Source organism: Vibrio scophthalmi LMG 19158, assembly GCF_000222585.1.
Taxonomy (GTDB): Bacteria; Pseudomonadota; Gammaproteobacteria; order Enterobacterales; family Vibrionaceae; genus Vibrio; species Vibrio scophthalmi.
Window position 1 is genome coordinate 17,016 of sequence record NZ_AFWE01000073.1, and the last position, 22,509, is coordinate 39,524.

The 22,509-nt window shown below is 46.6% G+C and carries 22 protein-coding genes and 1 other RNA gene; 16 read left to right on the forward strand and 7 right to left on the reverse strand.

Going from position 1 to position 22,509, the window contains the following annotated elements:
* Positions 1 to 54 precede the first annotated feature (54 nt).
* From degS to zapG, 3 genes are all read right to left on the reverse strand, one after another.
* On the reverse strand, positions 55 to 1,119 hold the full coding sequence (gene degS / locus RH88_RS05460; RefSeq protein WP_005594040.1) for an outer membrane-stress sensor serine endopeptidase DegS: 1,065 nt from the start codon (positions 1,117 to 1,119) through the stop codon (positions 55 to 57).
* A gap of 163 nt (positions 1,120 to 1,282) precedes the next feature.
* Positions 1,283 to 2,650 carry a DegQ family serine endoprotease gene (locus RH88_RS05465; protein WP_005594042.1) on the reverse strand — a complete coding sequence of 456 codons (1,368 nt, stop codon included), beginning with the start codon at positions 2,648 to 2,650 and terminating at the stop codon, positions 1,283 to 1,285.
* A gap of 147 nt (positions 2,651 to 2,797) precedes the next feature.
* Positions 2,798 to 3,250, reverse strand: a complete 453-nt coding sequence (gene zapG, locus RH88_RS05470; protein WP_005594043.1) for a Z-ring associated protein ZapG — start codon at positions 3,248 to 3,250, stop codon at positions 2,798 to 2,800.
* Between the two features lie 188 nt (positions 3,251 to 3,438).
* Between zapG and zapE the strand changes: the two genes are divergently transcribed.
* The 8 genes from zapE to sspB all read left to right on the forward strand — a co-directional run bounded on the left by zapE (position 3,439) and on the right by sspB (position 9,783).
* A complete protein-coding gene (gene zapE / locus RH88_RS05475; RefSeq protein ID WP_005594045.1) occupies positions 3,439 to 4,542 on the forward strand; it encodes a cell division protein ZapE in 1,104 nt (367 codons plus the stop codon).
* Positions 4,543 to 4,783: 241 nt separating this feature from the next.
* The gene (gene rplM / locus RH88_RS05480) at positions 4,784 to 5,212 is read left to right on the forward strand and encodes a 50S ribosomal protein L13 (protein WP_005594047.1); all 429 of its coding nucleotides are present in this window, start codon (positions 4,784 to 4,786) and stop codon (positions 5,210 to 5,212) included.
* A 14-nt stretch (positions 5,213 to 5,226) separates the two neighbouring features.
* Positions 5,227 to 5,619: a 30S ribosomal protein S9 gene (gene rpsI / locus RH88_RS05485; RefSeq protein WP_005594049.1), complete on the forward strand. Its 393-nt coding sequence runs from the start codon at positions 5,227 to 5,229 to the stop codon at positions 5,617 to 5,619.
* 333 nt (positions 5,620 to 5,952) lie between these two features.
* Positions 5,953 to 6,546 carry a ubiquinol-cytochrome c reductase iron-sulfur subunit gene (gene petA, locus RH88_RS05490; protein WP_005594050.1) on the forward strand — a complete coding sequence of 198 codons (594 nt, stop codon included), beginning with the start codon at positions 5,953 to 5,955 and terminating at the stop codon, positions 6,544 to 6,546.
* The gene (locus tag RH88_RS05495; protein WP_005594051.1) at positions 6,546 to 7,811 is read left to right on the forward strand and encodes a cytochrome b; all 1,266 of its coding nucleotides are present in this window, start codon (positions 6,546 to 6,548) and stop codon (positions 7,809 to 7,811) included. The genes petA and RH88_RS05495 overlap by 1 nt, the downstream gene beginning before the upstream one ends.
* On the forward strand, positions 7,808 to 8,545 hold the full coding sequence (locus tag RH88_RS05500) for a cytochrome c1 (RefSeq protein WP_005594052.1): 738 nt from the start codon (positions 7,808 to 7,810) through the stop codon (positions 8,543 to 8,545). Before RH88_RS05495 ends, RH88_RS05500 begins: the two co-directional genes overlap by 4 nt.
* 100 nt (positions 8,546 to 8,645) lie before the next feature.
* Complete coding sequence (gene sspA / locus RH88_RS05505; RefSeq protein ID WP_005594053.1) at positions 8,646 to 9,281, forward strand: stringent starvation protein SspA; 636 nt, start codon at positions 8,646 to 8,648, stop codon at positions 9,279 to 9,281.
* Positions 9,282 to 9,291: 10 nt separating this feature from the next.
* On the forward strand, positions 9,292 to 9,783 hold the full coding sequence (gene sspB, locus RH88_RS05510) for a ClpXP protease specificity-enhancing factor (protein ID WP_005594054.1): 492 nt from the start codon (positions 9,292 to 9,294) through the stop codon (positions 9,781 to 9,783).
* 96 nt (positions 9,784 to 9,879) lie between these two features.
* Here the strand turns inward: sspB and RH88_RS05515 are convergent, their stop codons facing one another.
* The 4 genes from RH88_RS05515 to RH88_RS05530 are packed head-to-tail and all read right to left on the reverse strand — an operon-like array spanning position 9,880 to position 13,271.
* Positions 9,880 to 10,449, reverse strand: a complete 570-nt coding sequence (locus RH88_RS05515) for a BON domain-containing protein (protein WP_005594055.1) — start codon at positions 10,447 to 10,449, stop codon at positions 9,880 to 9,882.
* Positions 10,450 to 10,453: 4 nt separating this feature from the next.
* Positions 10,454 to 11,044: a phosphoheptose isomerase gene (locus RH88_RS05520; RefSeq protein ID WP_005594056.1), complete on the reverse strand. Its 591-nt coding sequence runs from the start codon at positions 11,042 to 11,044 to the stop codon at positions 10,454 to 10,456.
* A gap of 3 nt (positions 11,045 to 11,047) precedes the next feature.
* Positions 11,048 to 11,410 carry a YraN family protein gene (locus tag RH88_RS05525; RefSeq protein WP_005594057.1) on the reverse strand — a complete coding sequence of 121 codons (363 nt, stop codon included), beginning with the start codon at positions 11,408 to 11,410 and terminating at the stop codon, positions 11,048 to 11,050.
* Positions 11,391 to 13,271 (reverse strand): penicillin-binding protein activator, encoded by a 1,881-nt coding sequence (locus RH88_RS05530; protein ID WP_005594059.1) that lies wholly within the window; start codon positions 13,269 to 13,271, stop codon positions 11,391 to 11,393. The genes RH88_RS05525 and RH88_RS05530 overlap by 20 nt, the downstream gene beginning before the upstream one ends.
* 63 nt (positions 13,272 to 13,334) lie before the next feature.
* On the opposite strand from RH88_RS05530, the gene rsmI reads away from it, so the two are divergent.
* From rsmI to mraY, 8 genes are all read left to right on the forward strand, one after another.
* Positions 13,335 to 14,198, forward strand: a complete 864-nt coding sequence (rsmI, locus tag RH88_RS05535) for a 16S rRNA (cytidine(1402)-2'-O)-methyltransferase (RefSeq protein ID WP_005594060.1) — start codon at positions 13,335 to 13,337, stop codon at positions 14,196 to 14,198.
* 565 nt (positions 14,199 to 14,763) lie between these two features.
* Positions 14,764 to 15,195: RNase P RNA component class A (gene rnpB, locus RH88_RS22695), an RNA gene on the forward strand.
* A 359-nt stretch (positions 15,196 to 15,554) separates the two neighbouring features.
* Complete coding sequence (gene rsmH, locus RH88_RS05540) at positions 15,555 to 16,505, forward strand: 16S rRNA (cytosine(1402)-N(4))-methyltransferase RsmH (RefSeq protein ID WP_005594062.1); 951 nt, start codon at positions 15,555 to 15,557, stop codon at positions 16,503 to 16,505.
* Between the two features lie 7 nt (positions 16,506 to 16,512).
* Positions 16,513 to 16,830: a cell division protein FtsL gene (gene ftsL, locus RH88_RS05545; protein WP_005594063.1), complete on the forward strand. Its 318-nt coding sequence runs from the start codon at positions 16,513 to 16,515 to the stop codon at positions 16,828 to 16,830.
* Complete coding sequence (locus RH88_RS05550) at positions 16,827 to 18,554, forward strand: peptidoglycan glycosyltransferase FtsI (protein WP_005594064.1); 1,728 nt, start codon at positions 16,827 to 16,829, stop codon at positions 18,552 to 18,554. The genes ftsL and RH88_RS05550 overlap by 4 nt, the downstream gene beginning before the upstream one ends.
* A 14-nt stretch (positions 18,555 to 18,568) precedes the next feature.
* Positions 18,569 to 20,065, forward strand: coding sequence for a UDP-N-acetylmuramoyl-L-alanyl-D-glutamate--2,6-diaminopimelate ligase (murE, locus tag RH88_RS05555; protein WP_005594065.1), 1,497 nt, complete (start codon positions 18,569 to 18,571; stop codon positions 20,063 to 20,065).
* Positions 20,062 to 21,420 (forward strand): UDP-N-acetylmuramoyl-tripeptide--D-alanyl-D-alanine ligase, encoded by a 1,359-nt coding sequence (locus tag RH88_RS05560; protein WP_005594067.1) that lies wholly within the window; start codon positions 20,062 to 20,064, stop codon positions 21,418 to 21,420. The genes murE and RH88_RS05560 overlap by 4 nt, the downstream gene beginning before the upstream one ends.
* Complete coding sequence (gene mraY, locus RH88_RS05565) at positions 21,417 to 22,499, forward strand: phospho-N-acetylmuramoyl-pentapeptide-transferase (RefSeq protein WP_005594069.1); 1,083 nt, start codon at positions 21,417 to 21,419, stop codon at positions 22,497 to 22,499. The genes RH88_RS05560 and mraY overlap by 4 nt, the downstream gene beginning before the upstream one ends.
* The last annotated feature ends 10 nt before the right edge of the window (positions 22,500 to 22,509 follow it).

Sequence of the window (22,509 nt, forward strand, 5' to 3'; positions counted from 1 at the left end):
CTGGTTTTTTTTGATTCGTATTTATTGCCGCTTATTTGGACGGGCGACACTAATCTATTCGCGTGTGTCTTCCATGATGGTGACGGGAATAGTGAGCTCTTCACCTTTACGCAATACCAACAGATCGACAGTGGTGCCAGGTCTTAGGTCAGTGACCATTTCCATTACGCTTTGGCGGCCATTGATTTTCTGACCATCTATTTTGAGGATGATATCTTGCGCTTGGAATCCTGAATCCGCCGCAGGGCCATTCGGATCAACGCCCAAAACGACGATGCCTCCAAGATGTTCATTACCAAGCAGTCGCGCGGTAACGGAAGTAATATCTTGGCCATCAATACCGATATAGCCACGAATCACACGGCCATCCGCGATGATTTTATTCATGATCACATTGGCCAGTGAATAAGGTATCGCAAAGGAGATGCCATAAGTTTCCAACTCAGTCGCTTGTTGGAAAGAGGCGGTATTGATGCCGACTAACTCACCACGAGTATTGACCAAAGCGCCACCAGAGTTACCCTCATTGATTGCAGCATCGGTTTGAATAAAGGCTTGGCGGCCATCCGCACTGATTGAAGATCGCCCAGTTGCGGAGATAATACCAAAGGTGGTGGTTTGGCCGAGGTTATAGGGGTTGCCGATCGCTAACACCACATCGCCGACTTTTGCTTTGTAATCAGGGTTAAGTGGGATCACTGGCAGATTGGCGCCTTCCACTCGCAAAATCGCGATGTCAGTACGGCGATCCTTACCGACCAACTGCGCCGCAGCTGCGCGACCATCTTGCAAGGCGACGATGATTTGATCGGCTTGAGCAACCACATGATAGTTGGTGATGATGTAGCCTTTGTCACTGACGATAACGCCGGAGCCTAGCCCTTGCGTTGATAGCTTAGAGCGATCATCTTCAGTGTATTTACGGCTATAGATGTTAACTACGGCGGGAGCTGCTTTATGCACAGCATCGTTGAACGACAGTTGAACAGACGAAATATTGCTGACTGGGTTGGTTATGTTCTCAGGCAGTATGTTGCTACGAAGAGAAGGCACCGCTATTAATAGCAACGCCGCGGTGGCTAAACCTAATCCTACTGAACGTAAAAGAAAACCGAGCATACTATCCTTAAAATCAATGTCATACAGGCAACAAACAATCAAGAATAGCATTATATAAAAAAGACAGCGAATTTCTCCGCTGTCCTTTTAAATCAATATCGCGTTTTATCGCGAATACGTATGCTATTTGAGGCTGTGACAGCCGAGGCTCTAGCGCCTTTGATTAGCGAACCACGAGGTAAATAGTCCGATTATCACGTTGAATATTCAGTGCTAATACACCTGATTGCTTCTCTACTACCTTACGTAGTTCGGCTAAGTTCTTTACGCGGACTCGGTTGACACCCAGGATAATATCACCAGCTTGCAGTTGATACGCTTCCGCTGGAGAGCCGGTTTCAACCGAGGAGACTTTCACCCCTTGTACGCTATCGCTGGCATTGGTGTTGGTGAGTGCTGCCCCCGTTAAACCTTGATGTAACTTGTCTGCACTGGCTTTGACATTTTCTTGCTCGCCTAACGTCACTTTGACCGATTTCTCTTTGCCATCGCGAATGATTCCGAGAGTGACTTTCTTACCCGCGCCCAGCGTGCCGATTTTTGCTCTTAACTCATGGAAGGAACTGATGGTTTTGCCATTGATTGAGACAATGATGTCACCTGCCTGAATGCCCGCTTTGTCTGCTGCGCTGTCGACTACGACTTGGCTAACAAATGCCCCTTTGCTTGATTCGTAACCTAGCGCCTCGGCCAGTTCAGATGTCACCTCGCCACCTTGTACACCCAGCATGCCGCGTTTTACTTCACCAAACTCTAAGATCTGTTCGGTTAAGTTTTTCATCATGTTTGCCGGGATTGCAAAACCAATACCAACGTTCCCGCCATTAGGGCCAAAAATAGCGGTGTTAATACCAATTAACTCGCCATTGAGGTTGATCAGAGCTCCACCCGAATTACCACTGTTAATGGCCGCATCGGTTTGAATGAAGTTTTCAAAGTTTTCGAGGTTTAAGCCACTACGACCTAACGCGGAAACGATGCCTGATGTGACAGTTTGGCCGAGACCAAATGGATTACCAATCGCCACGGTGAAATCGCCAACACGCAGTTGATCCGAATCGGCCAGTTCAATTTGTGTGAGGTTTTTGGCTTGTTCTAGTTTGAGTAAAGCGACATCAGACATTTCATCACCACCGACCAATTCTGCATCGTATTCACGACCATCATGCAGCTTGACGCGAATTTTCTCTGCGCCTTTAATGACGTGATAGTTGGTGACAATATGACCTTGTTTGGCATCAATAATGACGCCAGAACCTAGCCCACGAAAAGGTTGTTCTTGCTGCTGTTCTGCTGGAAAGTCAGGACCAAAGAAAAAGCGGAATTGATCCGGAATACGCTGTTTGGCGACATGAGTGCCTTCGACGTCAATACTGACCACCGCAGGGGTGACTCGTTCGAGCATCGGAGCCAAACTAGGCAACTGTTCACCATTGACGGCCAAAGGCAGTGCAGCAGAAGCCGGTAATGGCAAGATGATTGAACTGATGCTTAAAGAGAGAACCGTTAAGGCAAGCAAAGGCTTTTTCATCAAATAACTCCTATACAGTGAAGTCCGATTCAGTGGTAACTGCTCGGTTTAGTCTTGATTTATGGATACAAATCGGTGCTACGTATGGAGGTATGACTAAGAAACCCCAACAAAGTTCACTGGGAACCTTGTTGGAGTGAAAGATTATTATGAAGCTTTAGCGGTCGCTTCTTGTGGAGAGTGAAGAATGTCTTTTTTCTGCTCACGCAGTAGGCCTGTTGCACCTGATGCATAATCTTTTGGTGCTTCATCGCTTGAGTCTGCGGCTTTTGTTTCGCTGTGGTTATTGCTGTTTTGCGATGCAACCTTTTGCGCGAAAGGATTGTCTTGCTCCGGCATATTTGGCAAGAGTTCAGAGGACGTTTTTGCCATGTGCTGATATAGACGAGTGTACTCTTTACCCAATGAGTCGAGCATTTCTGCGCTCTGCGCAAAGTGATCAGACAATTCTTGTTTTTGTTGTTCTAACTGAAATTTTGCTGTTTCTAGATCTTTGTGGAGATTTTTTTGTTTTTTGTATCCCGGGGTAGTGAAGCGCGAGATGATAAATCCAAGAGCTGTTCCTGCAAGCAGGCCAACAAGGGCATAAATCCAAGGCATAATTACTCCTTATTATTTTTAGTTTAACATGCTGTTTACTAGTTAATTACAGATGCTCGTTGACCATGTTACTATGAGACCTTAAACCAATAAAGAAAAATGCGTGTGACCCTATCCCATGAATCTGTAGAAAATATCATCGGTCGATTTCAGGATAGCTCAGTGCAGCAGTAATAGAAGGTCTAGCAATGACACCATTACAACGCTACCAACAAGACGTTGAGAACCATGGCTTTCAAGTCGATGATGCGCAACGCCAAGCCGTTCAGGCACTTGATTCTCTTTATCATCAAATGATTGCTTATATTGAGGCTCCGGTGGTCGTTGTGCCGAAATGGAAATCATGGCTAGGTAAAACCCCTGCGCCACCGGATGCACCCAATGGGCTCTATTTTTGGGGTGGAGTCGGACGTGGAAAAACATATTTAATGGACACCTTCTTTGATAGTTTGCCCATTGAGAAGAAGATGCGCGTTCACTTTCACCGCTTTATGCTGCGAGTGCATGATGAATTGCGTGAGCTGCATGATGTGAGCGATCCACTGGAAGCGGTTGCTGATATCTTGAAGCAAGAGGCGGAGATCATCTGTTTTGATGAATTCTTTGTTTCTGATATTACCGACGCGATGATCCTCGGTACCTTGTTCCAAGCTCTATTTCAACGCGGCGTCGTTTTGGTGGCCACATCAAATATCCCTCCTCATGATCTCTATCGTAATGGTTTGCAGCGCGCGCGCTTCATGCCAGCCATTCAACTGATTCAAACCCATTGTGATGTGCTTAATGTCGATAGCGGGATTGATTATCGTCTGCGTACGCTAGAACAAGCGGAGATCTATCACTTCCCTTTGGATGTAACAGCGCATGAAAACCTTAGTCGTTATTACGAGCAATTGGTGGGAGAGGGGAAAGCCTCTGCGGCCGCAATTGAGATTAATCATCGCCAAGTGGGTGTACTCAAAGCAGCCGATGGAGTATTGCACGCGACGTTTGCTCAGTTGTGCCAAACCGCTCGTAGTCAGAATGACTACATCGAAATCTCGAAGGTTTACCACAGTGTGTTGTTAGCAGAGGTAATACAGATGCATCAGTTAGTCGATGATGCGGCGAGGCGCTTCATTGCGTTAGTTGATGAATTTTATGAGCGAAACGTAAAACTGATTATTTCGTCAGAAGTCGCATTAGAGCAACTTTATACTGCTGGGACGCTGGAATTTGAGTTTAAACGTTGTATATCACGCCTAACAGAAATGCAAAGCCATGAGTATCTGGCTAGAGAGCACTTGGCATAAAGGCTGGATGATATTTACGGTAAAGAAAAAGTCATATTTTTATTTAAAAAAGAGGTGATTTTTTCAACTCACTTCTCTATAATCTTGCGACCCACCGTTACTGCAGGTCATTTTTGGATGAATTTCCAAAGTTTTTGACCAAGAGTGCCACCCACTCGAAGGGGTGATGACTGGGCTCTTAGACAGTGGGAGCATTCCTGCTCCTTTAAGTTTAAATTTAAATTAACGGGTTATTATTAGCATGAAAACTTTCGTTGCTAAACCAGAAACTGTAAAACGCGACTGGTATGTTGTAGACGCTGAAGGTAAAACTCTTGGCCGTCTAGCAAGTGAAATTGCATCTCGCCTACGTGGCAAACACAAAGCTGAATACACTCCTCACGTTGACACTGGTGATTACATCATCGTTATCAACGCTGAGAAAGTTACTGTAACTGGTAACAAAGCTAAAGGTAAAGTGTATTACCGTCACACTGAGTTCCCTGGTGGTCTTAAATCAATCACTTTTGAAAAGCTGATTGTTAAGAAACCAGAGATGGTTCTTGAACTTGCTGTTAAAGGTATGTTGCCACGTGGTCCTCTAGGCCGTGCTATGTACCGTAAGCTTAAAGTTTACGCTGGTGCTGAGCACAACCATGTTGCTCAACAACCACAAGTACTAGACATCTAATCGGGGATTTCGAAATGGCAGAGAATCAATACTACGGCACTGGCCGTCGCAAAAGCTCAGCTGCACGTGTTTTTATCAAACCGGGTACTGGCAACATCGTAATCAACAAGCGTAGCCTTGATGAATACTTCGGTCGTCCAACTTCTCGCATGGTTGTTAAACAACCTCTTGAGCTAGTTGAACTAACTGAGAAACTAGACCTATACGTTACTGTTAAAGGTGGCGGTATTTCTGGTCAAGCTGGTGCGATCCGTCACGGTATCACACGCGCTCTAATGGAATACGATGAGTCTTTCCGTCCTGCTCTACGTGCAGCTGGTTACGTTACTCGTGACGCTCGTTGCGTTGAACGTAAGAAAGTTGGTCTACGTAAAGCACGTCGTAAACCACAGTTCTCTAAGCGTTAATCTTTTTCAAAGATTTCGCTTCCAGTTTTTACTGGGACGTGGTTTCAAAGCCTGGCTTATGCCAGGCTTTTTGTTTTTCTGCGCTCTAAAATCTCTTTCCCTCATACCCTCTTCAACACCCTCCCCAAAAATAGTTGTTTTCTGTGTTCTTCTTTTGTGACGACATTGGCGTTTGTATCCTTAATTGTTACAAATAAGTAGCTTTACCTTGTCAGAAAGTGGGGTTTTATTTATCATTTGCAATCAAATAAATACAACAAACTTAATTTGTTAGCCATGCTCTTTGGTAAGGAATAACAAGAATCCAAAAGGAGCAAATGGGAGAATGTTTGGATGAGCAATGCGCCTTTAAATAACGGTCGTAGACGTTTTCTAACTGCCACAACAGCTGTTGTTGGTGGGTTAGGGGCTGCTGCGGTTGCCGTTCCTTTTATTAAATCTTGGAACCCAAGTGAAAAAGCAAAAGCAGCAGGAGCCCCAGTTTCCGTTGATGTCGGTAAGCTAGAAGAAGGGCAAATGGTGCGTGTCGAGTGGCGAGGTAAGCCTGTATGGGTGGTTCGTCGTGCTCAAACTGTAGTTGATACTCTACAAGAACTTGATGGGCAATTACGTGATCCTTCCTCTGGGGAAGAGCAGCAACCGCTGTATGCACAGAATGCTTACCGTTCCATCAAACCAGAATATTTTGTCGCTGTTGGCATTTGTACCCACCTTGGTTGTTCTCCTACCTATTTGCCAGACAGTTTTAGCGAACAAGTTCAAGGTGTTAAGTCAGGTTTCTTCTGCCCGTGTCATGGCTCTAAATTTGATATGGCTGGACGTGTATTCCAAGGAGTACCCGCACCACTTAACCTCGTAGTACCAAAGCACATGTATCTAAGCGATACCAAGATCATGATCGGTGTTGACGAAGAAGGGGAGGCATAATGCAAGCTCTACTTGATTGGGTAGAAAAACGCTTACCCGCAATGAATGCGTATAAAAAGCACCTCTCTGAATATCCGATGCCGAAGAACTTTAACTTTTGGTATCTATTCGGCTCATTAGCGATGCTTGTATTGGTTAACCAGATCCTGACAGGTATTTGGCTGACGATGAACTATGTACCATCTGGTGATGGTGCGTTTGCCTCTATCGAATACATCATGCGTGATGTTGAGTATGGTTGGCTACTGCGCTATATGCACTCAACAGGTGCGTCGGCGTTCTTTGTTGTGGTTTATCTGCATATGTTCCGCGGCCTAATTTATGGTTCGTACCAAAAGCCACGTGAGCTACTGTGGATCTTCGGCATGTTGATCTTCCTCGTGTTGATGGCTGAAGCGTTCATGGGCTACCTATTGCCATGGGGACAAATGTCTTACTGGGGCGCGCAGGTAATCATCTCGCTATTTGGTGCTATTCCGGTGATTGGCGATGATCTGACGCTTTGGATTCGTGGTGACTACGTTATCTCTGGCGCGACACTGAACCGTTTCTTCGCTCTGCACGTTATTGCTCTACCCATTGTGCTTCTGTTGCTTATCGTACTTCACGTACTAGCACTTCACGAAGTCGGTTCGAATAACCCAGACGGTATCGAAACCAAACTGCCGAAAGGCACCATGGGCGATGACTATAAAACGCAGTTCAAATTCCATGATTACTACACTAAGAAATACGACATTATCGACTCGGTACCTTTCCACCCTTATGGGACAGTGAAAGATCTCGTTGGTGTGGCTGGTTTCTTATTCTTGTTCTGTTACGTATTGTTCTTCAATCCAGAGATGGGCGGCTACTTCCTTGAGCCACCAAACTTTGAAGCCGCAAACCCACTGAAAACACCGGAACACATTGCACCAGTTTGGTACTTCACGCCATTCTATGCCATCTTGCGTGCGGTTCCAGATAAGCTGTTGGGTGTTATTGCGATGGGCGCTTCTATTGCGGTGTTGTTCGTACTACCTTGGCTGGATCGCTGTAAAGTACGTTCGTACCGTTACCGCAGTAAGTTCCACTTGTTCAATATTATTCAGTTCACCATCTGTTTTGTTGCCTTGGGTGTGTTGGGTGCGTTGCCTGCAACAGCGCTATACACATTACTCGCACAAATCTTTAGCTTAGGTTACTTCATGTTCTTCGTGTTGCTGTATTTCTACAGTAAGAACGAAGCCACGAAACCATTACCAGAGAGGGTGACATTCAAATGAAAAAGTGGATTTTAGTTTTATTTGCAATGTTGCCGTCCTTGGCGATGGCTGCGGGTGCAAATGTACCATTAGACAAAGCAAACAATGATTTAAGTGATCAGGCGTCACTGCAAAACGGTGCCAAACTGTTTATGAACTACTGTTTTGCTTGTCACTCGGCTCAATACCAACGTTATGAGCGTGTCGCGACCGACATTGGTATTCCGCTTGAGTTGATGAAAGAAAACTTGGTGTTTGATCCAAATGCTAAAATTGGTGACTTGATGGAAAATGCCATTCCTGATGAGTCAGCAGCCAAATGGTTTGGCGCGCCGCCACCGGATCTCACCTTGGTAGCACGAGTTCGAGGTACTGACTGGCTATATACCTATTTGCGCTCTTTCTATGCAGATCCTGCACGTCCGTTTGGCGTGAACAACATTGTTTTCCCAAGTGTTGGTATGCCGCATGTACTTGAAGAGCTGCAAGGCATTCCGGTGCCGATCATCGAAACCAAGGTCGTTGATGGCGAAACCATTGAAACAGTGGTTGGTATCGAGTCTGACGGTACGGGTGAGCTTAACCAAGAAGAGTATGATCAAGCGGTTCGTGATCTCGTTAACTTCTTGGAGTACTCAGGCGACCCAGTCAAACTTGAGCGTCATGCTTTAGGTTGGTGGGTGATGGCATTCTTGGTGATCTTCACTATAGTCGTGGTACTGCTTAAGAAAGAGTATTGGCGTGATGTGCATTAAATATGCTATCATACAGCGCTAAATACCAAATTTGATAATTTACAATGGAGGCTTAGCCTCCATTGTTGTTTTTATTCCTGTAATTGTGCTGGAGGGCTCCATGGCTGTAGCTGCCAATAAACGTTCCGTGATGACTCTATTTTCAAGTGCATCTGATATGTATAGCCATCAGGTACGCATTGTTCTCGCTGAAAAAGGCGTAAGCGTTGAGGTTGAATTAGTTGATGAAGCTAACCTACCTGCGGAATTGATCGAGCTGAACCCATACAAAACGGTTCCTACTTTGGTTGATCGTGAGCTTGCACTTTACGATTCAAAAATCATTATGGAATACCTAGATGAGCGTTTCCCTCATCCACCACTAATGCCTGTTTACCCGGTTGCTCGTGGTAACAGCCGTCTAATGATCTACCGTATCGAAAAGAACTGGTACTCACTAGCAGAGAAAGTGGTTAACGGTACTGCTGAAGAATCTGAAGCGGCTCGTAACAAGTTACGTAACGATCTTCTGACTCTAGGCCCAGTATTTGCAGAATATGAATACTTTATGAGCGAAGAATTCAGCCTAATCGATTGTTACCTAGCTCCGCTACTATGGCGTTTGCCTCAGTTAGGTATCGAGCTTGTAGGCCCTGGCTCTAAAGAACTGAAAATTTACATGAACCGCGTATTTGAACGTGATTCATTCTTAGCTTCATTGACTGAAGCTGAGCGCGAAATGCGTCTACTGCGCTAATCGTCGTTTGATGGATATTTCGAACATGACACCACGCCGCCCATACATGCTTCGTGCATTTTATGAGTGGCTAGTGGACAACGACTTGACACCGCATCTAGTGGTTGCAGCTACACTGCCAGGTGTTCGTGTGCCGCAAGAGTTTGTCCAAGACGGTCAGATCATTCTGAACGTCGCACCACGTGCGGTGGGTAACTTGCAGTTGGGTGATGATGAAGTCACCTTTAACGCGCGCTTCAGTGGCCGACCTCATGTGGTTGTTGTCCCTCTTTACGCAGTACAAGCGATTTACGCTCGTGAAAATGGTGCAGGCACTATGTTTGAACCAGAAGATGCGTACATGGATACCTTTGACGAGATTGAAGATGAGTTCATCGAAGAGATGGGTGAAATCAGTAGTCTGTCATTGGCGACGGAAAGTGTTGAAACTGATGGTGATGATGGTTCAGATGATGAGCCACCAAGACCAAAAGGCCGTCCGAGTCTTCGCGTGGTTAAGTAATACCAATCAGTCGATGGGTGTTAATAGCCAACAGCAGAATCAAAAAAAGCAGCTTACGCTGCTTTTTTTATGCCTATCAATCATGACTCTCCGGTATTAATCACCGTATTGAAAAGCTTTGATCACTTGTTTGACACCAGATACGTTACGCGTAATCTCTGCCGCTAAATCTGCATGTGCGCGAGACACATAGCCAAGCAAAAATACTTCACCACCTTCGGTAATGACCTTAATTTTTACTGTGCTCAGCTCTTCATTGGTGAGCAGTGCTGACTTCACTTTAGTGGTAATCCAACTATCGTGGCTAATTTCACCGATCGAGAGTGGCTGCTGCACTCTGATTTGGTTGTGAATTTGTGTTACCCCTGGGGTTTTACGTGCTTGGGCTTCAAATTCATTCAGTATCTGTTGGGTATTGGCTTGCCCCATTAGCACCACAATACCATTATAAGAACTCGCGGTCGCGCGTACATTGCCACGATAAGGGGCTTTGTTGGTCATGCCTGCGATTTCAAATTCGATATTATTGTCGTTCCAAATCTCTTTGGTGGTACGGTTGTCAGTGACAACGCTGACGGTTGTTGCTGCACCAGCAACAAATAAGCCGACACATCCGCTGGTCGACATTACCAGGGTGGCAATCAATAAGGCTTTGATTAAGTTCATCTCTTTACTCTTCGTGAGTGGGGAATAAAACTTGATCTATCAAATCACATAAACAGTGTAACGTCACCATATGAACCTCGTGAATTCGAGCCGTTCTGTGAGATGGAATACGAATTTCAACATCATTTTCACCCAGCAAGCCGGCCATTTCACCACCGTCCTTACCGGTTAGTGCAATGATAGTCATATCGCGAGTTACCGCTGCTTCCATCGCTTTGATGATGTTTTTGCTGTTACCACTGGTTGAGATCGCTAATAAAATATCACCTGGCTGACCAAAAGCGCGCACTTGTTTAGAAAAGATATGCTCATAGTGGTAGTCATTTGCGACGGCCGTTAGTGTGGTGTTGTCCGCGGTTAATGCCATTGCAGGTAGGCTAGGGCGCTCCGTTTCAAACCGGTTGAGCAAACAGGAGACAAATTGCTGAGCATTGGATAAAGAGCCACCATTACCGCAGCAAAGCACCTTATTGCCGTTGAGTAGGCTATAGACCAAGGCTTGCGCCGCGTGGGTGATGGCATCTGGCAGGGCTTCTGCCGCAGCGATTTGAATTTGAATACTTTCGGTAAAGCTTTCTTTAATGCTCTCTAGCATTGGTTACCCTTGAGTTATGGCGTTTTTGATCCAATCAATCTGCTTTCCATCATGATGAATAGCGACTAAATCGAAACGAAAATTGGTCGAATGAACGGACAATCCTTGTTTAATTAACCAAACATTGGCCGTTTTAATTAAACGCTGTTGTTTGCTGTAGGTGACAGTCTCTGCAGCATGTCCATAATTTTGGTTTTGGCGGTAGCGTACTTCAACAAAGACAATTGTGTCTTGGTCGCGCATGATCAAATCGATCTCACCACCTTTGATGCGAAAGTTTCTCGCAATTTTGCTGAGTCCGCAACTCACAAGATGTTGTTCAGCGGCGGACTCGAAAAAAAGCCCTTTAGTTAGCTTGTTCAGCACTGGCTTCTGCTGTGTTGTCGATGAGCTCAGCTTGTTGCGCGTCTGCACTATCAATGTTGCCATGCTCAGCCCAGCTGATTTCACGCTGCACGACACAATTGTTGTCGATGCTTAGTACACCGGTATTACCATCGATACGGTAACCATTAACCACCTTCATTTGCGGTAGCTGTTCCATTAATAAGTAAGCATCCATTCCCAACGCTTGCAGACGTTTTTCAGCGTTTGAACCTTTAGGCCACATCTGATTCATTTGCGCTTCAATTGCGCTGTTTGGTTGGATCAGTAATGGAATGTCACTGTACATTACGCCGGTTAAATCTTCGTACTGTTGACGGCCGCTGTTGCTGCTAGAGTTCGAAAATAGTTTCGGTGGGTTAGTGTCTGGGTTGATTGCTACTTCAATAAACGGCTTGATCAGCGTTAGCTCGGCACTGCCAGCAACGATGTAAACCGCATCGATATCACGACGGCTACGTGGTTGGCTTTCCAGTGACAGAGCAAGTAATGATTCCATCTGCGCGATATGCTGTTGGCTCTCTTGCAGCCCAAAAGCGGTGTTGATATTACGTTGTAGCTGACGTTTTTCAGTGAAGAGGTTTACGGCAACTTTATCGTTGCTGTACTTTTTCCATTCCGCTTCAAAGGCCTCAACCACACGTTGTCCTAGTCGACCTTGCGGCGCTAACACTAATGGGTAGCGATAACCTTGAGCAAATAGATGTTTCGCGGCTTGCGCTACTTCTTGTTCTGGCGACAGTGCTAAGTAACAAATATTGCTACCTGGCATTACTTCGTCAGGAATATTCAATGCCAGCATTGGCAATGGATGGCCTGTCGTCGTTTGTGCTTGTTGTAGTTTAGCGATGTTGCCTTTCACCAAAGGACCAACCACAAAGTCGATATTCTTTTCGATGAACTGCTGTTGTAGCGAGTTGATATCGGTAGCATTGGTATCGATTACGGTTAAGGTTGCGTTAGGATCACGCTGCTCGTCGTTCATCATTTGCAAGATGAAACCATCACGGATCAACTGAGCTTGTTTGGCAAACTTACCTGATAGTGGTAGCAGTAGGGCGGTATTAACTGGTTTCGTTACATCCAAAGCGAGAATGTCTTCAATGGCTTGTGGCGTATAAAGAGCTGCAGGGTGCGATGGGTTTTCTGCCAACCACTGTTCGAGCGTATTTTTCAATTGAGCAATGTTACTGGCCAAACTTGCATTGTAGATCGCCAATTGCACCCAGCCATCGAAGTCAGCACTACTCGCCGCGGTATTAAATTGGGTGATCTGCGCTTCTGGGTATTGGGTCAAGTTTTGCCAAATGCTTTCTGCTAGGTAGCCTTGTTGCGATTTGTCTTCAAATTCTGCCAGTTGAGTAAGTTCTCGAGCAGCGTCGAAGTAGTTATGTTGCTTAGCAAAAATATCCGCGCGTAGCTGGTGGTAATCTTTCCACTGTTCATTGGCAAGACGCCAAGATGGACGGAAATTAAGTTGTTCAGCCGCCTGGTTTATTTGCTCATTGTTGTACAACAGTGTTGCGCGAGACAGCTGCCATTCGGCTTGCTGCATATCCGTTAGCGGTTGACGAGCAAGGCGCTTGATCAATAAATCAGCCTGATTGATGTCATTGGCTTCGACTGCGGCTTTCAGCGCCATAATCAACCAGTCGCTCTGTAAGCTTCCTTCACTGCTGTCAGCACGCATAAGGTAGTTGGTCACCGACTGAGTCGGGTCGAGCGTAATATCGACATAATTGGGTGTTGATGAAGTAGACGAACACGCTGCTAATACCACCGCAAGGGCTACAGGAGTCAGTAAGCGTGTTACACTTAGTCGCTTTTGGTTATTTATGGCCATGAGTTATTCGTTAATTCCGTATAAAATTGTGTCTATATTAATCGTTGAAGTGATGCTAAACAAATGACAGATAATAAAACCTTACCAGCACAGATCCCAACTCTCTTTATTGTACCCACTCCAATTGGCAATTTGGGCGATATTACGCAACGTGCCATTGAAGTACTTTCTAGCGTCGATCTGATTGCGGCAGAAGATACTCGTCATACTGGTAAGCTTTTAGCGCACTTTAATATCCCGACAAAAACCTTTCCTCTGCATGATCATAACGAACAACAAAAAGCGCAAGTTTTAGTCGAAAAATTGTTGTCAGGTCAGTCAATCGCTTTGGTTTCCGATGCGGGTACACCACTTATTAGTGATCCAGGATACCATCTCGTCAATCAATGTCGTCAAGCCGGGGTTAAAGTTGTCCCACTACCAGGTGCTTGTGCTGTCATTACCGCATTGAGCGCGTCTGGTTTACCTTCGGATCGATTTAGCTTTGAAGGCTTTTTACCACCAAAGAGCAAAGCAAGAAAAGATAAGTTATTGGAAATCGCTAAAGTTGAGCGTACTTGCATCTTTTATGAGTCACCTCATCGCATTTTAGACTCTTTAGAAGATATGTTGGACATTCTTGGCTCACAACGTGAAGTGGTATTGGCTCGTGAGTTAACGAAAACCTTCGAAACTTTCCAAGGTATGCCGCTGGGTGAATTGATCGAATGGGTTAAAGCGGACAGTAACCAACAACGTGGTGAAATGGTCTTGCTAGTTCATGGTCACCGTGAAGTGGCAGAAGAGACTCTGCCAGACGAAGTGACTCGCACCCTCGCTATTTTGACGAAAGAGCTGCCTCTGAAAAAAGCTGCAGCCTTAGCTGCTGAGATCTACAACCTAAAGAAAAACGCCCTCTACAAATGGGGTCTAGAGAATTTAGGTTAAGCGGATTTTAGAGTCGAGAGTTTAGAGGCGAGATTATAGAGGCGAGGTTACCTGGCTGTCGTCTCTCGTCTCTCGAAGCGAAGCGTTCTCGGCTTTTTGTCTTCTCGTCTCTCGAATCTCGAAGTGAAGCGTTCTCAGCTCTTTGTCTTCTCGCTCTTCGCTCTAGCCTCTCGAAGTGCCGCGTTCACGGCTCTTTGTCTTTTCGCTCTTCGCTCTCGTTTCTCGAAGCACAGCGTTCTCGGCTCTTTGTCTTCTCGCTCTTCGCTCTCGCTTCTCGAAGCGCAGCGTTCTCAGCTCTTTGTCCTCTCGCTCTTCGCTCTCGTTTCTCGAAGCGCAGCATTCTCGGCTCTTTGTCTTTTCGCTCTTAGCTCTCGCTTCTCGAAGCGCAGCGTTCCCGACTCTTTATCTTCTCGTCTCTCGAATCTCGAAGCGCAGCGTTCTCTACTCTTTGTCTTTTCACTCTTCTCGCCGTGAAATGTTCGCTTTTTAGCCGTTTAACATCCATATCTCATCATATTTGTGATCTCGCTAGACACTGTACCTTGAACTCTATACAATCCGCCTCGGAGTTGACTGGATAGTCGCTGCTTTGTTGATGTCCTTCGGGAGACTGACGCTGAAGTCCCTTCGGGAGACTGGCGTTGACGTCCTTCGGGAGACTGACAAAGGGGAGGAAAGTCCGGGCTCCATAGAGCAGGGTGCCAGGTAACGCCTGGGAGGCGCAAGCCTACGACAAGTGCAACAGAAAGAAGACCGCCGATGGCTCGCAAGAGCACAGGTAAGGGCGAAAGGGTGCGGTAAGAGCGCACCGTGCGACTGGCAACAGTTCGTAGCAAGGTAAACTCCACCCGGAGCAAGACCAAATAGGCCTCCACATTGCGTTGCTCGCGTAAGGAGGCGGGTAGGTTGCTTGAGCCAGTGAGCGATTGCTGGCCTAGACGAATGGCTATCACCGCGCAAGCGGATACAGAACCCGGCTTATACGTCGACTCCACCTATTCGAGACCCATCGTAACGCTTGCGTTATGATGGGTTTTTTGCATTTTACTGACGAAAATATTCTCCTAAGCAATATACTCAGGCTCTTTTCAGCTAACTTTCTAGTGGGACTGAAATTTCTTTGCCTGCCAATGCTGGGGTTTTATGATCCGATGGGCTTGAAAAAACGTTCATAATTGACGTTATTTTTCTTCAACTGAAAGCCGCGTCTAGGCTCTCAAAGTCGATATTGAAGGCGCTTGAGTATTAAACTTAGCGCAATGTCACGTGATACAAGCGACCAAGGGTGGCACTGCGTGATGAAATCAGTACACTGAAGAGTTAGAGCGCATCAACACGCTAGCCGATGAGATAACTATGACAGAAGCATTTAAACACATATCTGTATTACTGAATGAATCGATCGATGGATTGGCAATCAAACCCGATGGCACATACATAGACGGTACATTTGGTCGTGGTGGCCACAGCCGCACAATCTTGTCGAAACTGGGTGAGAATGGTCGTCTGTTCAGTATCGACCGTGACCCGCAAGCGATTGAAGAAGCAAACAAGATCGATGATCCTCGCTTTACTATCGTTCATGGCCCATTTTCCGGTATTGCCGAATACGCTGAGCGCTACAATTTGGTTGGCCAAGTTGACGGTGTACTGTTTGATCTTGGTGTTTCATCACCACAGCTAGATGATGCAGAGCGTGGCTTTAGCTTTATGAAAGATGGCCCGTTAGATATGCGTATGGATCCAACGTCGGGCATTTCTGTTTCTCAGTGGTTATTGGAAGCGGATTTGGACGACATCACTTGGGTTATTCGTGAGTTTGGTGAAGACAAACACGCTCGCCGCATCGCTAAAGCGATCGTTGCTTATCGTGAAAACGAAGAGAACGAACCGCTGACTCGTACTGGCCAGTTAGCAAAACTCATCTCTGATGCTGCGCCAAAAAGCTTCAAAGAGAAAAAACACCCAGCAACTCGCTCATTCCAAGCGTTCCGCATCTACATCAACAGTGAGCTAGAAGAGATCGATACAGCGCTAAAAGGCGCGGCGAGCATTCTTGCACCGGAAGGACGCTTGTCAGTGATCAGCTTCCACTCATTGGAAGATCGCATGGTGAAACGTTTTATCCGTAAAGAGAGCCAGGGCCCACAAGTGCCACATGGACTGCCTTTAACGGAAGCGCAAATCCGTGAGCTTGGTAGTGCTAACTTAAAAGCAATCGGCAAAGCGATTAAACCAACGACGCAAGAAGTGGAAGTAAACACTCGCTCGCGTAGCTCAGTATTACGTATCGCAGAGAAACTGTAATTTCATCATGAGTAAAACCACGCCTAATCTTGCCAAGCTCATCGGTCGAGACTTAATTACCACCGGGCGTTTTCCCCTTGGTATGTTGTTATTGATTTTTGCTAGTGCGATGGGGGTGGTTTTTATGACTCACCATACTCGTGAAGCGGTAACCGAAAAAGACCAAGCTTTGGTTGAACGCGAACGACTGGACAATGAGTGGCGTAACTTACTGTTAGAAGAAACGGCACTGGCGGAACATAGCCGTGTACAAGCCGTTGCAAAGCAAGAGTTAGAGATGAAACGCCCCGACTCTGATAAAGAAGTGGTGATTGACTTACCATGAGTTCTCCGAAAATCAAACCAACGCCGAAGAAACCCGATGTTGAGCCTCCTCAACTGATTCGTTGGCGTTTCTACTTAGTCCTTTTCTTTGTTTTTGCCATTTTTACGGCGCTCGTCGCACGTATTGGTTACATCCAAATTATTGAACCAGACAACCTAATCAAACAAGGTGACTTGCGTTCTATTCGCGCCAAAACCTTACATTCCGCACGTGGCATTATCTCCGATCGCAATGGTGAACCTTTGGCGGTCAGTGTGCCCGTTGAAGCGGTTTGGGCCGATCCGGCAACCATTTTCAAAGAAGGTGGCTTAGTTGATGTTGACCGCTGGCATGCTCTCGCGGATGTCTTAGGTCTTGATCGCCAAGGCTTGCTAGACAAAATTAATAGCAACAAAACTCGTCGCTTTATTTACTTACAGCGCCAAGTCAGTCCTGCGATGTCGAATTACATTCGTCAGTTGAAGTTGGCCGGCATTGGCCTTAAACCGGAGTCACGTCGTTATTACCCTGCCGGTGAGGTTAGTGCTCACTTAGTGGGTGTGACTGGGATTGATGGCCACGGTTTAGAAGGGGTTGAACGTAGCTACGATAAATGGCTTACCGGTGAAGCGGGTAAACGAATTATTCGTAAAGACCGTTATGGCCGAGTGGTAGAAAACATTTCGCTTGAAGAGCGAGAAGAAGGTAAACCACTGACGCTGACTATTGATCAGCGCCTACAGGCAATTGCCTATCGCGCGATCAAACAAGCAGTGGCAGATTTCCGCGCTACATCGGGTTCTGCGGTACTACTTGATGTTAAAACGGGCGCTGTATTGGCGATGGTCAATGCTCCTTCATACAACCCGAATAACCGCGCAGATTTGCAATCAGCGAAAATGCGTAACCGCGTGATCACCGATGCCTTTGAGCCAGGCTCTACGATTAAACCGTTCGTGGTGTTAGCGGCATTAGAAAATGGTGTGGCTGATGAAAACACCGTGATTGATACCGGTAACGGCATCATGCAGGTTGGCGGCAGTCGTGTTCGGGATACCTCGAAAGTGGGCAAGGCCGATCTGACCACCATTTTGAAAAAGTCGAGTAACATCGGTGTGGCGAAACTGGCGTTAGAAATGCCATTGGAAGCATTATTGGGTATGTACAGCTCGGTCGGTTTTGGCGAATCTTCAGGCTTGAATCTGGTCGGTGAATCGACCGGTATTTTCCCTAATCGCCGTCGTTGGTCGAAATTTGAAATCGCCACGCTCTCTTTTGGTTATGGTTTGACCATTACACCTCTGCAACTTGCGCACGCTTATGCCACGTTGGGTAACTATGGTAAATACCAGCCAGTGCACATCTTAGAAAACAACCAGCAAGACTTTTCTCGTCAGGTGATTAGCGAGAAATACGCTCGTATGGTGCTGGGCATGCTGGAAACCGTAACCCAACCAGGAGGCACGGCTACCAAAGCGGCGGTTCCGGGCTATCGTGTTGCGGCGAAAACCGGTACTTCGCGTAAGGCGATTGCCGGTGGTTATGGTGATGAATATTTTGCGTATACCGCGGGGGTGGCACCAGCCAGTGATCCACGCGTGGCCTTGGTGGTGATTGTGAATGAGCCGCAAGGTGATAATTATTATGGTGGTTCTGTAGCCGGTCCTGTTTTCGCTGAAATAATGAAAGGCAGCCTACAGATCTTGAACGTCGCACCAGACGAAAATAAATCAATTCAGGAATAAAGAGAGACCTTTGTATGTCGTTAAGTCTCACATTACAACAGTTGGTTGCTCCTTGGCTGCCACTGAGCGGTTTTGCCGCTGATATCGCTGTCGCACAGCTTGAATTAGATAGCCGTAAAGTCACCTCTGGAACGACGTTTGTGGCGATTAAAGGTCATGCCACTGATGGCCGTCAGTTCATTGATGCCGCACTTAATAACGGTGCAAATGCTGTGATTGCTCAAGCGTGCAGTGAAAAGCAGCACGGCTTAGTCGAACTGCGCGATGGTGTTGCTATCGTCTATGTTGCGGATTTAAGTCTACACCTTTCCGCCCTTGCTGGTCGTCTCTACGCTCACCACAATAATCAATTGATTGCGGTGACGGGAACCAATGGTAAAACCACGATTACTCAATTGATGGCTCAATGGCTTGAGCTAGTTGGGCAGCGCGCAGCAGTGATGGGCACCACAGGTAATGGTTTCTTAGAGACATTGCGACCTGCAGCGAACACCACGGGTAATGCGGTTGAAGTACAGCGCACTATCGCTGAACTTGCTCAGCTTGGCGCAAACTACACCGCACTTGAAGTCTCTTCACATGGCCTTGTTCAAGGGCGCGTTCAAGCACTCGCTTTTGCTGCAGGTGTATTCACCAATTTAAGCCGTGATCACCTTGATTACCATGGCACGATGGAAGAGTACGCAGAGGCGAAATTTACCCTATTCAGCCAACATCAATGCCAGCATGCGATTGTCAACGTTGATGATGTGGTTGGTCAGCAGTGGGTGAAGCGACTCGACAACGCGATTGCGGTATCTCTATTACCACCAAACGAAACCATTAAAGCGGACGTGCCAGCGGTGTGGGCGACTGAGGTAGCCTATTCAGAGCAAGGTATTGATATTGCTTTTGATGGTCATTTTGGTGCGGGACAAATCTGCGCGCCACTGATTGGTGAATTTAATGCATCAAACGTGATGTTAGCGATGACGACATTGCTGGCATTGGGTATTGATAAGCAAAGTTTGATTGATACCGCATCACAACTTGAACCTGTGCTTGGTCGCATGGAGCTTTTTACCACCGAAGGTAAAGCCAAAGTGGTGGTTGATTATGCTCATACACCTGACGCGCTGGAAAAAGCACTACTAGCACTGCGTGTCCATTGCCAAGGTCAGCTTTGGGCTATCTTTGGCTGTGGCGGTGAGCGCGACAAAGGTAAGCGTCCGATGATGGCGGAAATTGGTGAACGTTTGGCCGATAGCGTGATTTTGTCTGATGATAACCCACGCAGTGAAGATCCAGCGGAAATCGTACAAGATATGTTGGCGGGGATGAGTCATCCTCAACAAGCGATTGTGGAGCATCAACGTTTTACCGCTTTGCAATACGCGCTAGAGCATGCCGGCGAGCAAGATATTATTTTATTGGCGGGTAAAGGCCATGAAGATTATCAAGTCCTAGCGGATAAAACGGTGCACTACTCTGATCGTGAATCAGCCCAGCAGCTACTAGGATTATCATTATGATAAATATGACTCTTAGCCACATTGCCCAAGTACTTGGCGGTGAAATGGTCGGTGATGATTGTGAGATTACACTTGTCTCTACCGATACTCGCAACCTACAAGCAGGCGCATTGTTTGTCGCCTTAATTGGCGAGCGTTTTGACGCTCATGATTTTGCTCAGCAAGCGCTAGAGTCTGGCGCGACAGCACTGTTGGTTTCTCGCCCTCTTGAAATCGCAATTCCGCAGCTGGTGGTCAGTGATACTAAGCAAGCCTTGGGGCTGTTGGGAGCCTACGTGCATCAAAAATGTGCGACGCCAACGGTAGCGATTACCGGCAGTTGTGGCAAAACCACTGTGAAAGAGATGGTTGCAAGCATCATGGCGCAACAGGGCCAAGTGTTGTTCACCGCGGGTAACTTCAATAATGATATCGGTGTGCCGCTGACGTTGCTGCGTTCTACGCCGCAAGATGATTTTGCCGTAATTGAACTCGGTGCTAATCATATCGGTGAGATTGCTTACACTTCGGCATTGGTTACCCCGGATGTGGCGCTGGTCAATAATGTCGCCGCAGCGCACTTAGAAGGTTTTGGTTCGATTGATGGCGTCAAACAAGCGAAAGGTGAAATCTACCAAGGCTTGAAAGCGGGTGGTGTTGCGATTGTGAACCTAGAAAGTCATGGTGGGCAATTTTGGCAACCAGCGTTAGCCGATAAACAGGTCAAAACCTTTTCAGTGAGCGATCCGAGTGCCGACTATTACGCCGATCATATCGCGATAAATGCCAATGGTGAAGCGAGCTTTACCCTGCATTCGCCGCTCGGTAGTGCCGCGATACAGCTGGGTATTATTGGTCAACATAATGTTTCAAATGCATTGGCTGCAGCGTCGCTAGCGGTGGAGCTTGGTGCTGATCTTGCGACGATTACTGCTGGTCTAGCGTTACTGTCTAAAGTGAAAGGTCGCGTAGAGTTAGTGGCGTTGAGCAATGAAATCCGCTTGATTGATGATAGCTATAACGCCAGCGTTCCGGCGATGAAAGCGGCGGCCGATCTTTTAGCTGGATTTAGCGGCACTCGCTGGCTTATTTTGGGCAATATGGCAGAGTTAGGCGATGAAAGCCTTGCACTTCACCGACAAGTCGGGGAACATGCAGCCCCATTTAATTTTGAACATGTACTGACTTTTGGTGCTGATGCGAAAGCCATCAGTGACGTTTGCCAAGGTCAACATTTTGAATCACACGACAGCATGATTGAGTTTATAAAACAGCAGTTGCCGCATCATACTGGTCCCCACACATTACTTGTTAAAGGCGCAAACAGCGCTGGTATGAGTAAGGTTGCAACTGCGTTGAAGGAGATTTATTCATGATTATTTGGCTTGCAGAGCTGCTACAGCCATATTTCTCATTCTTTCGTCTATTTGAATACCTGTCATTTCGCGCCATTTTAAGCGTATTAACAGCATTAGGTATTTCATTGTGGATGGGACCACGTTTGATCCGTCGCTTGCAAATGTTGCAGATTGGCCAAGTGGTGCGTAATGAAGGTCCTGAATCTCACTTCAGTAAACGTGGCACGCCAACCATGGGCGGTATCATGATCCTCGCGGCAATCATCATTACCGTATTGTTATGGTCCGATCTCAGTAACCCTTATGTTTGGGCTGTGATCTTTGTGCTATTTGGCTACGGAGCTGTCGGTTTTGTTGATGACTACCGTAAAGTGGTACGCAAAAATACCGATGGCTTAATTGCGCGTTGGAAATATTTTTGGCAATCAGCCATTGCGTTAGTAGTGGCTTTTGCTCTGTACGCACATGGCAAAGATACCTCTGCGACTCAGCTGGTGGTGCCGTTCTTTAAAGACATCATGCCGCAATTGGGCTTGATGTACATTGTCTTGACCTATTTTGTTATCGTCGGTACCAGTAATGCGGTTAACTTAACCGATGGTCTCGATGGCTTAGCCATCATGCCAACCGTACTGGTTGCAGCAGGCTTTGCAGCGATTGCATGGGCAACGGGTAATGTGCAGTTCTCAGAATATTTACACATTCCGCATGTTCCTTATGCCTCAGAACTGGTGGTGGTGTGTACTGCAATTGTCGGCGCGGGTTTAGGCTTCCTTTGGTTTAACACCTACCCAGCACAAGTGTTTATGGGTGATGTGGGTTCATTGGCACTAGGTGGCGCATTAGGGACGATCGCGGTGTTGGTTCGTCAAGAATTTGTGTTGGTGATTATGGGGGGTGTTTTCGTTATGGAAACGCTGTCAGTGATCCTACAAGTGGGTTCTTACAAGCTGCGCGGCCAACGTATTTTCCGCATGGCGCCAATCCACCATCATTACGAATTAAAAGGCTGGCCAGAACCACGCGTTATTGTACGCTTCTGGATTATCTCTATTGTTTTGGTTCTTATCGGTCTAGCGACTCTAAAAGTACGTTAAGGAAGACACT

Excerpts from the sequence above, each read along its gene's own strand:
- ftsL (WP_005594063.1), top strand. The coding sequence starts at position 16,513 with ATGAGTAAAACCACGCCTAATCTTGCCAAGCTCATCGGTCGAGACTTA.
- RH88_RS05550 (WP_005594064.1), top strand. The coding sequence starts at position 16,827 with ATGAGTTCTCCGAAAATCAAACCAACGCCGAAGAAACCCGATGTTGAG.
- RH88_RS05530 (WP_005594059.1), bottom strand. The coding sequence starts at position 13,271 with ATGGCCATAAATAACCAAAAGCGACTAAGTGTAACACGCTTACTGACT.
- RH88_RS05500 (WP_005594052.1), top strand. The coding sequence starts at position 7,808 with ATGAAAAAGTGGATTTTAGTTTTATTTGCAATGTTGCCGTCCTTGGCG.
- RH88_RS05560 (WP_005594067.1), top strand. The coding sequence starts at position 20,062 with ATGATAAATATGACTCTTAGCCACATTGCCCAAGTACTTGGCGGTGAA.
- sspB (WP_005594054.1), top strand. The coding sequence starts at position 9,292 with ATGGATATTTCGAACATGACACCACGCCGCCCATACATGCTTCGTGCA.
- rplM (WP_005594047.1), top strand. The coding sequence starts at position 4,784 with ATGAAAACTTTCGTTGCTAAACCAGAAACTGTAAAACGCGACTGGTAT.
- sspA (WP_005594053.1), top strand. The coding sequence starts at position 8,646 with ATGGCTGTAGCTGCCAATAAACGTTCCGTGATGACTCTATTTTCAAGT.
- degS (WP_005594040.1), bottom strand. The coding sequence starts at position 1,119 with ATGCTCGGTTTTCTTTTACGTTCAGTAGGATTAGGTTTAGCCACCGCG.
- RH88_RS05515 (WP_005594055.1), bottom strand. The coding sequence starts at position 10,449 with ATGAACTTAATCAAAGCCTTATTGATTGCCACCCTGGTAATGTCGACC.
- rpsI (WP_005594049.1), top strand. The coding sequence starts at position 5,227 with ATGGCAGAGAATCAATACTACGGCACTGGCCGTCGCAAAAGCTCAGCT.
- zapE (WP_005594045.1), top strand. The coding sequence starts at position 3,439 with ATGACACCATTACAACGCTACCAACAAGACGTTGAGAACCATGGCTTT.
- RH88_RS05520 (WP_005594056.1), bottom strand. The coding sequence starts at position 11,044 with ATGCTAGAGAGCATTAAAGAAAGCTTTACCGAAAGTATTCAAATTCAA.
- murE (WP_005594065.1), top strand. The coding sequence starts at position 18,569 with ATGTCGTTAAGTCTCACATTACAACAGTTGGTTGCTCCTTGGCTGCCA.
- RH88_RS05465 (WP_005594042.1), bottom strand. The coding sequence starts at position 2,650 with ATGAAAAAGCCTTTGCTTGCCTTAACGGTTCTCTCTTTAAGCATCAGT.
- zapG (WP_005594043.1), bottom strand. The coding sequence starts at position 3,250 with ATGCCTTGGATTTATGCCCTTGTTGGCCTGCTTGCAGGAACAGCTCTT.
- petA (WP_005594050.1), top strand. The coding sequence starts at position 5,953 with ATGAGCAATGCGCCTTTAAATAACGGTCGTAGACGTTTTCTAACTGCC.
- RH88_RS05495 (WP_005594051.1), top strand. The coding sequence starts at position 6,546 with ATGCAAGCTCTACTTGATTGGGTAGAAAAACGCTTACCCGCAATGAAT.
- rsmI (WP_005594060.1), top strand. The coding sequence starts at position 13,335 with ATGACAGATAATAAAACCTTACCAGCACAGATCCCAACTCTCTTTATT.
- mraY (WP_005594069.1), top strand. The coding sequence starts at position 21,417 with ATGATTATTTGGCTTGCAGAGCTGCTACAGCCATATTTCTCATTCTTT.
- rsmH (WP_005594062.1), top strand. The coding sequence starts at position 15,555 with ATGACAGAAGCATTTAAACACATATCTGTATTACTGAATGAATCGATC.